This is a genomic window from Empedobacter sp. UBA7494 (genome assembly GCF_002478465.1).
Taxonomy (GTDB): Bacteria; Bacteroidota; Bacteroidia; order Flavobacteriales; family Weeksellaceae; genus Empedobacter; species Empedobacter falsenii_B.
Genome location: NZ_DLOC01000103.1, coordinates 44,919 through 57,172 on the forward strand (window position 1 = coordinate 44,919; position 12,254 = coordinate 57,172).

Annotated in this window: 13 protein-coding genes; 11 read left to right on the forward strand and 2 right to left on the reverse strand. The window is 30.9% G+C overall.

What is annotated here, in order from left to right; genetic code table 11:
• The first annotated feature begins 4 nt into the window (after nt 1–4).
• From B4E95_RS12455 to B4E95_RS12465, 3 genes are all read left to right on the forward strand, one after another.
• Entirely contained in the window at nt 5–757 is a 753-nt protein-coding gene (locus B4E95_RS12455) for a LytR/AlgR family response regulator transcription factor (protein ID WP_291064310.1), read from the forward strand.
• An 84-nt stretch (nt 758–841) separates the two neighbouring features.
• Nucleotides 842–1,456, forward strand: a complete 615-nt coding sequence (locus B4E95_RS12460; RefSeq protein WP_125350575.1) for a MarC family protein — start codon at nt 842–844, stop codon at nt 1,454–1,456.
• Between the two features lie 14 nt (nt 1,457–1,470).
• On the forward strand, nt 1,471–1,671 hold the full coding sequence (locus B4E95_RS12465; RefSeq protein ID WP_125350576.1) for a hypothetical protein: 201 nt from the start codon (nt 1,471–1,473) through the stop codon (nt 1,669–1,671).
• Between the two features lie 44 nt (nt 1,672–1,715).
• Here the strand turns inward: B4E95_RS12465 and rnpA are convergent, their stop codons facing one another.
• The gene (gene rnpA, locus B4E95_RS12470) at nt 1,716–2,096 is read right to left on the reverse strand and encodes a ribonuclease P protein component (protein ID WP_291091791.1); all 381 of its coding nucleotides are present in this window, start codon (nt 2,094–2,096) and stop codon (nt 1,716–1,718) included.
• A gap of 112 nt (nt 2,097–2,208) precedes the next feature.
• Here rnpA and B4E95_RS12475 point away from each other — a divergent pair, with 112 nt between their 5' ends.
• From B4E95_RS12475 to B4E95_RS12500, 6 genes are all read left to right on the forward strand, one after another.
• Complete coding sequence (locus B4E95_RS12475; protein WP_291091793.1) at nt 2,209–2,619, forward strand: BrxA/BrxB family bacilliredoxin; 411 nt, start codon at nt 2,209–2,211, stop codon at nt 2,617–2,619.
• A gap of 150 nt (nt 2,620–2,769) precedes the next feature.
• Nucleotides 2,770–3,798 (forward strand): T9SS type A sorting domain-containing protein, encoded by a 1,029-nt coding sequence (locus tag B4E95_RS12480; RefSeq protein WP_291091795.1) that lies wholly within the window; start codon nt 2,770–2,772, stop codon nt 3,796–3,798.
• 254 nt (nt 3,799–4,052) lie between these two features.
• Complete coding sequence (locus tag B4E95_RS12485; RefSeq protein WP_038336152.1) at nt 4,053–5,048, forward strand: aspartate-semialdehyde dehydrogenase; 996 nt, start codon at nt 4,053–4,055, stop codon at nt 5,046–5,048.
• A 109-nt stretch (nt 5,049–5,157) separates the two neighbouring features.
• Complete coding sequence (locus B4E95_RS12490; RefSeq protein ID WP_291091796.1) at nt 5,158–7,404, forward strand: CotH kinase family protein; 2,247 nt, start codon at nt 5,158–5,160, stop codon at nt 7,402–7,404.
• A 134-nt stretch (nt 7,405–7,538) separates the two neighbouring features.
• Complete coding sequence (locus tag B4E95_RS12495) at nt 7,539–8,081, forward strand: RNA polymerase sigma factor (protein ID WP_291091797.1); 543 nt, start codon at nt 7,539–7,541, stop codon at nt 8,079–8,081.
• Complete coding sequence (locus tag B4E95_RS12500; RefSeq protein WP_291091798.1) at nt 8,078–9,115, forward strand: hypothetical protein; 1,038 nt, start codon at nt 8,078–8,080, stop codon at nt 9,113–9,115. The genes B4E95_RS12495 and B4E95_RS12500 overlap by 4 nt, the downstream gene beginning before the upstream one ends.
• Before the next feature lie 36 nt (nt 9,116–9,151).
• Here B4E95_RS12500 and B4E95_RS12505 read toward each other — a convergent pair whose 3' ends face one another.
• A complete protein-coding gene (locus B4E95_RS12505) occupies nt 9,152–10,081 on the reverse strand; it encodes a bifunctional riboflavin kinase/FAD synthetase (RefSeq protein ID WP_291091800.1) in 930 nt (309 codons plus the stop codon).
• A gap of 188 nt (nt 10,082–10,269) precedes the next feature.
• Between B4E95_RS12505 and atpD the strand changes: the two genes are divergently transcribed.
• On the forward strand, nt 10,270–11,778 hold the full coding sequence (gene atpD / locus B4E95_RS12510; RefSeq protein ID WP_291091801.1) for a F0F1 ATP synthase subunit beta: 1,509 nt from the start codon (nt 10,270–10,272) through the stop codon (nt 11,776–11,778).
• 84 nt (nt 11,779–11,862) lie between these two features.
• The gene (locus B4E95_RS12515) at nt 11,863–12,156 is read left to right on the forward strand and encodes a F0F1 ATP synthase subunit epsilon (protein ID WP_171623425.1); all 294 of its coding nucleotides are present in this window, start codon (nt 11,863–11,865) and stop codon (nt 12,154–12,156) included.
• Nucleotides 12,157–12,254: the final 98 nt, after the last annotated feature.

Here is a 12,254-nt window from a genome sequence, read left to right on the forward strand (position 1 = left end):
AGTGATGAAAATACTAATTATAGAAGATGAAAAGCCTGCTGCGCGTTTATTAAAGCGACGTGTAGAAAAATTGGGTTATCAAATACATGAAATGTTGCATTCTGTAGAAGAAAGTGTGACGTGGTTGAAAACGAATCCAAATCCTGATTTAATTTTTCTGGATATTCAGTTATCAGATGGGTTATCATTTGAGATTTTTAATCAAGTAGATGTTTCGTCTGCGATTATTTTTACGACTGCTTATGACGAATATGTATTGAAAGCGTTTAAACTAAACTCGGTTGATTATTTGTTGAAACCTGTTGATGAAGAGGAATTGAAGTTTGCTATTGAAAAATTTGAAAGACAATTTCAGCAAGCATCTTCAAGTTTCAATCTAAATGAATTGAAAAGTCTTTTTTCGAATAATCAAACAGAAAAATTTAAAGAACGTTTTTCGATTAAAATAGGAACATCAATCAAAATTATAGAAATCGATAATATCGAATGTTTTTTTAGCGAAAACAAAGCAACGTATATTCATACAAAAGAAAACCGAAATTATTTGGTAGATTTTTCGTTGGATAAAGTGGAAGAACAAATCGACCCGAAAAAGTTTTTTAGAATTAATCGTAGTCAAATCATCCAAATCGATTCGATTAAAGAAATTACAATGTATTCTAATTCAAGATTAAAAATAATTTTGAATACTTACAATGAACAAGATATGATTGTGAGTCGCGAAAAAGTGGCAGATTTTAAGAATTGGTTGGATTAAGAATTGATTTATTGCTTTTTTATGAAAAATTGTTCATAAAAACTTCTATTTTTGCATCAACCAATTAATTATAACTAAATACGAATGGAAAATATAATATCATTTTTTCAGAAATTCTCTTTCAATCAAATCGGAACAACTTTCGCCGTACTTTTTGCAGTTATCGATATTTTAGGAAGTATTCCAATTATTGTAGGAATTCGGAGCAAAGTTGGACATATTCAGTCCGAAAAAGCCTCGATTGCAGCAGGAATTATGATGATTTCGTTTTTGTTTTTCGGAACAAAAATTTTGAAATTAGTTGGTGTTGATGTTCAGTCATTTGCTGTGGCTGGTGCATTTGTGATTTTTATCATCGCTATTGAAATGATTTTAGGAATTGAGATCCAGAAAGGAGTCGAATCAAACTCTGCATCCATTGTTCCTATTGCGTTTCCGTTAGTTGCGGGTGCGGGATCGTTGACAACTGTACTTTCGCTTCGTTCGCAGTTTGCAGATATTAACATTGTGATAGCGATTATATTAAATATGTTAATCGTATATTTGGTGCTGAAATTCGCAGGAAAACTCGAAAAATGGATGGGACCTGGCGTTTTATCGGTACTGAAAAAAGTATTTGGAGTAATTTTATTGTCAATCGCAATCAAATTATTTACGTCAAATATCGGTGCATTGTTTATGAATGAAATTAAAATTTAAAAATTCATTATCTAATGAAAACATATATTTATATCGCGACAATCGTTTTGTTGATAGGTTTAGGTTACAACCTATATGAGATGGATTATAAAGCTGGTTTTATGGCTGAAGAAAACTTTCGTAGCGTTTTAGGAATTGGAGCATCAGTTTGTGGATTAATTTTAGTATCTGTATACTTTAGTTTTTTCAGATTGCAGGCAAATCTTAAGAAATAAACAGTTTTACAACTTATAATAAATGAAAAAGATTAATCCGAGGATTAATCTTTTTTTGTTTGTATCGCTTCGTTTAATTTTTCTAATAAAGTTTTGACAGATTGTTCAATCACTTCAAAAGGTTGTTGTTTTGTCGAAGTATAAATCATTACTAAATCAACCGAATATTTTTCATTAGGCTCAAGCAATAATTTATTCAATCTGTAAGCTTCTTTAGCACGACGTTTCAATAAATTTCGATCAACCGCGTGTTTGAATTTTTTCTTCCCAACACTTACTCCTACTCTTATATTGTAATCCGCTTTCGGCTTGATTTTGTAGACAAATCTAATCGGATGAGAAACACATGTTTTTCCATCAGAAAACAATTCATCGAATGCTTTTCTGCTTTTAAGTTTCTCATTCTTACCAAAAGTCAATTTCATATTGCTAAATTCTACGTAAATTTGTAATTGCAAAAGTAAGTATTCTAAAAAGTTTTAGAATTATGTAACTTTGAAAATAATTTATTTTTATTTAAAACAAAAAAAGAACAATATGTATCCAGCAGAAATAGTAATGCCGATGAAGGCTCAGTTGACTTCTAATGGTTTTGAAGATTTAACTACTCCAGAACAAGTAGAAGCAGCAATCAAACAAGAAGGAACAACTTTGGTAATGGTAAATAGTGTTTGTGGTTGTGCTGCAGGTGCTGCAAGACCAGGAGTAGTAATGTCATTAGATAATGATAAAGTTCCTACACATTTAACAACAGTTTTCGCAGGATTTGATAAAGATGCTGTAGCAAAAGCACGTGAATTTTTTGCTCCATTTCCTCCAAGTTCTCCAGCTGTTGCTTTATTCAAAGATGGTGAATTAGTACATATGTTAGAGCGTCACCACATCGAAGGGCACTCTGCAGTAGCTATTGCAGAAAACTTAAAAGCAGCTTACAACGAGTTTGCTTAATAAGATATAAATCATATTAGTATTTATTTAATCCATAATCCTTGTGATTATGGATTTTTTATTTTTATTGTTTTAAAATTTTGTATTCTTAATGTAATTACTTACTTTTATTAAGTAATTAAAAACAATTAACACTAAAAATTAATTATTATGAAGAAAATTTTTACACTTTTATCAATTATCGCCTTATCTTCTGCTACTTTCGCTCAACAAAAAGAGAAAGCAGTAAAAACTTTATTAGATTTTGAAGGTAATGTATTAAAATCTAATACAAAAACTGATAATTTAAATAAAAAAGCTGTTGATTTATCAATAGGGTTTGAAGTTTCTGAAGGGTATAAACTTGGAGATATTAATAAACAAAATGGTTGGTCTGTTACAGGAACTAATGCTGAAGGGACAGCATTTGTTCAAAATCAAAACATTGTTAGTGATAAATTTCATGGAGGAGCATTATCATTTTTAGCGGCAAAAGATACACGTTATGGAAAACAATCTTCTCCAATTGTGGGAGGGTTTTATTCAAAAGGAGCTGAATCATTAGACGATGTAGAGGTTTATGTAATGGTTGGAATTGATAACGTATCATCATATATATTTTCAACGGTAAATAATGCAGCAGAATCATATGTTGACCAGATAAGAATTATTGGGACAGGAAATATTTGGGTTGCCGATTATGAAGTTGAACAATATGCAGATACAGGTTTTGTAGCTTCAGCAAATACATGGTATAAATTATCAATAAAATATAATGCGAAGGATAATAAAGTAGAATACTTTGTTGATGACGAATTGGCATATGAGCGTTTTCCTAGTGATGTAGCATCAGAAATGATTACAGATGAAATTCGTGTTACACACGATAATGCTGCAACAACAACTAAAATTTATGCAGATGATATTAAAATAGGTGCTGGTTCTTTAGCTACTTCTGAAGTAAATAAAACTACAAAAGTTAAAGTTTATCCAAATCCTACGTCAGATTTTGTAAAAATAAATAATCCATCATCAGAAAAAATTGAATCAATTACAATTGGGGATCTTACAGGAAGAACAGTAAAGTATGTTGATACTAAATCATCAACAATCGATGTTCAATCTTTACCAAGTGGAGTTTATCTTCTAAAAATTAAAACAGATAAAGGAATGAAGATTGAAAAAATAATCAAAAAATAATTTTTGAAAAAATATTTTTATACAATTATAGAAAAGTGGAGCAATTTGTTCCACTTTTTTTGTGTTCAAAATTCTTATAAAAAAGAGATTTATAAATTTTAATTCGAGGAAAAGTTCAAAAACCTGAATTAACATCATAACATAAAATATATCATATCAAATAGATTGCTAAACCTATGAAAGAGAGAAAAATGTATCGAAATAATCAGTAAATTAGCAATTCGAAATTTTTTAATACATTATTTAATAAACAAATGAGAATAGCAGTCGTAGGCGCTACCGGAATGGTCGGCAGAGTTATGCTCCAAGTTTTGGAAGAAAGAAATTTTCCAATCACTGAAATTATACCAGTAGCATCAGAAAGATCAATAGGAAAAACTATTGAGTACAAAGGAAAGGAATACAAAATTGTATCAATGCAAGATGCTGTAGAAATGCGAGCTGATATCGCAATCTTTTCAGCAGGTGGAGAAACTTCCAAACAGTGGGCGCCTAAGTTTGCAGAAGTTGGAACAACTGTAATTGACAATTCATCGGCTTGGAGAATGGATCCAGATCGTCCGTTGATTGTACCAGAAATCAATGCAGATATTTTAACAACAAATGATAAAATCATTGCAAATCCTAACTGTTCTACAATTCAGTTGGTAATGGTTCTTAATCCTTTACACAAAAAATACGGAATTAAACGTGTAGTTGTTTCTACTTATCAATCAGTTACAGGAACTGGAAAAGATGCTGTGGAGCAATTGAATGGAGAAATTGAAGGACGTGACGTTGCGAAAGTTTATCCATATCAAATTTTCAAAAATGCATTGCCTCATTGTGATGTTTTTGATGAAGAAACAGGTTACACAAAAGAAGAATTGAAATTAACACGTGAGCCTCGTAAAATTATGCGTGTGGACGAAATGAATATTACTGCTACTGCGGTTCGCGTTCCTGTGCAAGGAGGACATTCGGAGTCTGTAAATATCGAATTTGAGAATGATTTTGATTTAGCTGAAGTTCGTAAATTATTAGCAGAACAGGAAGGTGTAACTGTACAAGATAATCCTGATACAAATACTTATCCAATGGCTTTCTATTCAGAAGGAAAAGACGATGTTTTTGTAGGACGTATCCGTCGTGATTTATCTCAACCAAATGCATTAAATTGTTGGATTGTTGCGGATAATTTACGCAAAGGAGCAGCTACAAATGCGGTTCAAATTGCAGAATATCTAGTAAAACACAATTTAGTTGGATAATAATTAATTAGAATCTTTCTATAATAGATGAAAATCTGATATATAAATATTTATATCAGATTTTTTTATGGAATAAGTTTTATTTTTGTAAAAAATAACAATATAACATATGAGAAAAATATATACCCTTCTTTTTTTTAACTTTATAAGTTTTGTTTTAGGTCAATCACTGAAAACACCTGTATTTTCAAGTGAAAGTGGCTTTTATGATGAAGACTTTGACTTGACTATCAGTCATGAAGACTCTTCATTAACAATTATTTATACAATTGATGGATCTGAACCAGATATAAATAATCTGAATGGAAAAGTATATCAATACAAGAAAAGATACCCACAAAATGTAGGGGAACTTCCTTATGAGTTTTATGTATCAGAAATGAAATCATTTCTTTATGAAAAACCTATCAAGATTTATGATAGAACTAAAGAGGATAATGTGTTATCAAATATTTCTACTACATTTGATAATAATCCTTATTTTCCCTCTCATTTAATTAAAAAGAGTTTTGTTATTAAAGCAAAAGCTGTAAGTAATGAGAATTCATCTGAAACAATTTCAAAAACTTTTTTTGTTAATAATAAAAATAGTTTTAGTTATACATTGCCAATATTTTCAATTTCTATTGATGCCGAAGAATTATTTGGTTATGAAAATGGTCTGTGGGTAGCAGGAAAAACTTTTGATGATTGGAGAATTGAGAATCCTGATAAAGAAGCAATATATAATACGATTGCTAATTATCAACAATCAGGAAAAGAAAGTGAAAGAAAAGTTTTTTTGTCAGTTTTTGATAATAATAAAGAAGTAATTCATCAAACAATAGGAATTAGAAATCATGGAAATGCAACTAGAAGCTATCGAAATAAATCATTTAGATTTTATGCGAAATCAGATTATAGTAAAAGCTCATTAAATTATAATTTTTTTAAAGATTATGATTATAATAAATTTAAAAGATTAATTCTTCGAAACTCTGGTAATGATACTTATTTGACAATGTATAAAGATGCTTTGATTCAAAATCTTACAAAGCATTTGAATTTTGAAACACAAGAATATTCTCCAAGTGTTGTATTTGTAAATTCTGAATATTATGGTGTCTATAATTTAAGAGAAAGATTTGATGAGAAATATTTTGAGCGTGTATATAACATAAAAGAAAATGAAATTGACTTTTTAGAAAATGAGGGGTTTGGTGATATTGGAGATCCAATAGCATATAAAGAGTTGATGAATTTTATTGGAAATAATGACTTAACAACGTATGAAAATTATAATTATGTATCAAGAAAAATAGATTTTGATAATTTAATTGACTATTTTTTAACAGAAATTTATATTGGTAATGATGATTGGCCAGCTAATAATAATGAATTTTGGAGAAAAAAAGTAGATTATGATGTAAATGCTCCATATGGTCATGATGGAAAATGGCGTTGGGTATTAAAAGATACTGATTTAGGAATGTTTCCTAATGATGAGAAGTACAAAGTAAATTCAATGTACAATGCGACGGACACAAATATTAACCCTGAATCTAATCATTATAATCTTCATTTTGTAAAATTATTAGAGAATAGAGATTTTAAAAATAGATTTATTAATAGATTTTCTGATTTATTAAATACAACTTTCATTCCAGATAGAGTTATAAAGATTATTGATAAAATGAAACAGGCTTTGGAGCCAGAAATGCAAGAACATATTGATCGATGGAAAATGATAGGTTCTGTAGAGGATTGGAATAATTACATAGAAAAAACTAGAAATTTTGCTAGAAATAGACCACAATATCAAAAAGAACATTTGTCTAATTTCTTTAATCTTGAAGGAAATTATAAATTAACAACTAGAATAAATAACAAAGAGCAAGGTTTCGTAAAAGTTAATACGATTGAAATCAATAATTCAACAGTTGGTATTGAAGAAGATTATCAAAATTGGAGTGGAGATTATTTTAAATCTATTCCAGTAACATTAGAAGCAATTGCATTACCAGGATATAAATTTTCTCATTGGGAAGGTGATTTAGAATCGAATGATCAAAAAATTATAATTAATCCTTCACATAACTTTTCTGTAAAAGCTATTTTTGAAAAAACTTTAGGAGTTGGTGATTTAGATAAAGTTGATTTTATAATATACCCGAATCCAGTACAAGAAATATTAAATGTAGCTTCAAGTTCTAAAAGTAAAATTGAATATAAGATATCAAATATCATTGGACAAATTGTTGAACATAACTCAACAAATAATCAACAAATTGATGTTAGCAAACTTAAATATGGTGTTTACATTATCCAGTTAATTCAAGATAATAAAAGAATAACGAAAAAATTTATAAAAAAATAATTTAAAAAGTCGCTCTTGTAGCGACTTTTTTATGTTTAATGAATAAGTTTTCAGAACTTTAACAAATATTTTACGCTATCAAAGCAACCATAAGCGTAATTTTCGCATCTAAACACTGAGAAAGAAAAAGTATTTTGGACGAAAAACAACTCATAAAAGCTTGTATCAACAATGATTCGAAAGCACAGCGGCTGCTTTACGAAAAATATGATGCGCGATTTTTTGCGGTTTGTAAACGTTATTTTACCGATATACAACAAGCGGAAGATGCGTTGGTAAAAGGTTTTTTGAAGATTTTTCAGAATCTTGAAAATTATTCGTTCGAAGGAAGTTTTGAAGGATGGATGCGAAGAATTATGATTAATGAATGTTTGATGGAGTTGCGGAAAAATAAAATTTTTCACCTTAATGTAGACGATTACTCCTCTTCTATTTCATCTAATCAAGAAGCTTCGCAACAAATCGAAGAAGATGATGTGATGAAACTCCTCGATTATCTACCCGAAGGCTGTCGTCTCGTATTTAACCTTTACGTTATTGAGGGATATAAGCACAAAGAAATTGCCGAAAGTTTGGGCATTACAGAAGGAACATCTAAATCGCAACTTAATTTAGCGAAGACGAAATTGAAGGATATGTTAAGTAAGAATGAAAATATAAAATCAAATTTATCGTGAACACAAACGATCCAATAGAAGATTTATTTCGATCAAGAAGTAACGAAACTGTCGGCGAAAAACCGAGTGATTTGGTGTGGAAACGTATTGAATCTGGTTTGCAGAACGAGGAAAAGAAAAAGAAACCTATTCGCGAATTTGTTTCGAGTGTATGGTTTTCTGCTGCCGTTTTTGCGTTGATTGCGATTCCTTACTTTGTACTTTTTATCGAGAATATTAATACTGAAAATAGAGAAAATTCACTTGAAATTGTCAAAACAAATGTCCCAGTTATCGAGCAATCGCCTGCTGAACAAGAAGAAATAGTGGTTTTGGAATCGAAAGATAAAGATTTGGAAAAACCTCTAGAAATAGTAAAGAATGATAAAGATACAAAAGAGCCTGTTTATAAAGTAATTGAAGGACATTCTGCTGGTACAATTGATGATGAAGGATATTTTCCTCAATTATCTAAAGCGTCTGCACCAAATGCTCCGGTTGCTTTATCAGCACCGCAAGCGATGGAAGTTCGTTCTAAGGTTTTAGATTCCATAGAAAAAGAAGGTCAATATGCTAAAGCAAATAGTCAAAATTTTGGTTCTATAAAAGATTCAGTTATTTCGGATAAGTTAGCAGGGAAAGCTTCTGGTGTTGTAGTCGCAAATGGTGTAAGTAGACAAAATGCTAAATTAAAAGATACTTCTGATGTGATGAAAATGACGGTTGTTGCAGAAGAACGTGCTGCGAATACATCATTAGAAACAGCTTCGGTGATGGAAGTTTCGCCAAAAAAATCTGTAATTGACAAATCTGCAATTGTTTATAAACCTTTAAAGTTTACAGTAAAATCGGATATTTTACGTACTAATTTTAAATTACAAAAGAAATTAAAAAATAAAATTTCGTTTGAAAGTACAACCAATAATCTTGTCATTACATTCGAAAAAGTAAATGATAAAATTGTTTTAACAACAAACGAACCAAAGGTTGATGCGACGCTTTTGGGAGTTTTGGAAAAAAATAAAAAAGAAATATTTAAATATTATAATAAATAGAGATTAAAAAAAGGTTCGCTAAAAGCGAACCTTTTTTTAATTATTTCCATATAAATTTATTGCATTTTCTTTGTCTTGATTCATCGCGATGATTAAATCATCTAACGAATCAAATTTCTTTTCATCTCGCAAATGTCCTAAAAATTCAAGGCGAATTGTTTCTCCATAAATTTCTCGATCAAAATCCAAAATATTCACTTCTACTCGATGTTCACGAGAATTGGTAACCGTTTCTCTAAATCCGATGCTTAATAAACCTAAATATTTTTGATTATCCACAAAAACATCAACGGCATAAACGCCATCTTTTGGAATTAATTTATTGGGATCAACTTGTAAATTAGCGGTAGGAAAACCAAGTGTACGACCAATTTTGTCACCATGAACAACTTCTCCAGAAAGCGGATATTGATAGTTCAACGCTTTATTCGCATACGCGATATTTCCTTCGATAAGTGCATTTCTAATTTTTGTAGAACTCACCGCCACATCATTTTCTTCGACAGCTTGCAATTGAATCAAATTGAAACCATATTTTTTCGAAAGAACTTGTAATTGTTCAAAATTTCCTTCTCTATTTTTCCCGAAATGATGATCGTAGCCAATCACTAGCGTATCAATATTAATTTTATCAACCAATAAATTCTTGACAAATTCGACAGAAGTTACTTGCGAAAAATCTTTTGTAAACGCTTGAATAATCAAATGTTCTAACCCAAATTGACGCAAAACATTTTCTTTTTCCTCTAAAGTGTTCAAAAATTTAAGATCACAATTTGGTTGTAAAACCATTCGAGGATGTGGATTAAAAGTAATCAAAACACTTTTTCCATCAATTTCTTTTGCAATTGTATTGAGTTGTTTTAGAATAGATTGGTGTCCAATGTGCACACCATCAAACATGCCCAAAGTAAGGACAGGACGTTTGATTGGTTTGATTTCTTCTAAGGATTGATAAACGTTCACTAAAAATGATTTTGCACAAAATTAAGGCTTTCAAATCGAACTTCAAATCTATTTTTAATTTCCTTTGATTGTAATATTCTGATTACTAATCAAAATATTATGACAAAAATCTTAAAAAGTATATAAATTATACAATGTTTTTAACTTACCTTTGCACCCAAATAAAATAAACTAAATCATTTCATATAATGGCAAATCAAAAGAAAGGTAAGATTGCACAGGTTATTGAACCTGTAATTGACGTTATTTTTGATAACGCAGAAGGCCTTCCAAATATTTATGATGCATTAGAGGTTCCTCGTCAAGGAAAAGAAACATTAATTCTTGAAGTTGAGCAACACATCGGTGAAGATACTGTACGTTGTATCGCAATGGATAGTTCTGATGGTTTACAAAGAGGTCAAGAAGTTATCGCTTTAGGAAAACCAATTATGGTTCCTATCGGAGAAAACATCAAAGGACGTGTATTTAATGTAGTTGGAGATGCTATTGATGGTTTAGGGAATTTAGACAAAGAAAATGGTTTACCTATTCACCGTCCAGCTCCAAAATTCGAAGAATTATCAACATCTGCAGAAGTTTTATTTACAGGTATTAAAGTAATTGACTTAGTAGAGCCATACGTAAAAGGTGGTAAAATTGGTTTATTTGGTGGTGCCGGAGTAGGTAAAACAGTATTAATTCAGGAGTTGATGAACAACATCGCAAAAGGACACGGAGGTTTATCTGTATTCGCTGGTGTTGGTGAGCGTACTCGTGAAGGTAATGACTTAATGCGTGAGATGATTGAAGCTGGATTAATTAATTACGGCGAAGATTTCATGCACTCTATGGAAGGTGGATCTTGGGATTTATCTAAAGTAAACAGTGAAAACATGAAAGAGTCTAAAGCAGCTTTCGTTTTCGGACAAATGAATGAACCTCCAGGTGCACGTGCTCGTGTTGCTTTAACAGGTTTAACATTAGCTGAATATTTCCGTGATGGAGATGGACAAGGTCAAGGACGTGACGTATTATTCTTCGTAGATAATATCTTCCGTTTTACACAAGCAGGTTCTGAGGTTTCTGCCCTATTAGGACGTATGCCATCAGCCGTAGGTTATCAGCCAACATTAGCAACTGAAATGGGTGCTATGCAAGAGCGTATTACATCTACTAAAAACGGATCTATTACTTCTGTACAAGCGGTATATGTACCTGCCGATGATTTAACTGACCCTGCGCCAGCTACGACTTTCGCGCACTTAGATGCTACAACGGTATTAGATCGTAAAATTGCTTCATTAGGTATTTACCCAGCGGTAGATCCATTGAACTCTACATCTCGTATCTTATCACCAGCAATTATTGGTAAAGAACATTACGAAACAGCACAACGTGTAAAAGAAATCTTACAACGTTACAATGCTTTACAAGATATTATCGCGATTTTAGGTATGGAAGAGTTATCAGAAGAGGATAAATTAGTTGTACACCGTGCACGTCGTATCCAACGTTTCTTATCTCAACCATTCCACGTTGCAGAACAGTTTACAGGTATCCCAGGTGTTTTAGTAGACATCAAAGATACAATCAAAGGATTCAACATGATCTTAGATGGTGAAGTTGACCAATATCCTGAGGCTGCATTCAACTTACGTGGTACAATCGAAGAAGCGATTGAAGCTGGAGAAAAAATGTTAGCAGAAGCTAAATAATATAATTTAACCATATAAAGAGTGCTTACGTTTCTTTTCTTTTTGAAAGTTGCTAAGTACTCTTTTTTTTAAAACAATAGGATTATGCACTTACAAATTATTACGCCAGAATTCGTAGTTTTCGATGCAGTAGTAGATGCTGTTACTTTACCAGGAAAAGATGGTGAATTTCAGTTATTAAACAACCACGCTCCTATCGTTGCAACTTTAGGTGAAGGAACAATCAAAATTTACGTTCACACAAAAACTTTCGAAGATTTCGATAATATTTCAGGTAAAGTTTATAGCTCTCCATCAAATGAGTCTACATTATTATTAGACATTAAAGGAGGAACAATTGAAATGAACAACAATAAAGTAATCGTTTTAGCAAACTAATTACTTTTTTTGAACAAATATTACAAAAGGAGATCAATTTTGATCTCCTTTTTTGTTTCCTCATAATTATACTCGATAATTTCTTCAAATAATATTCT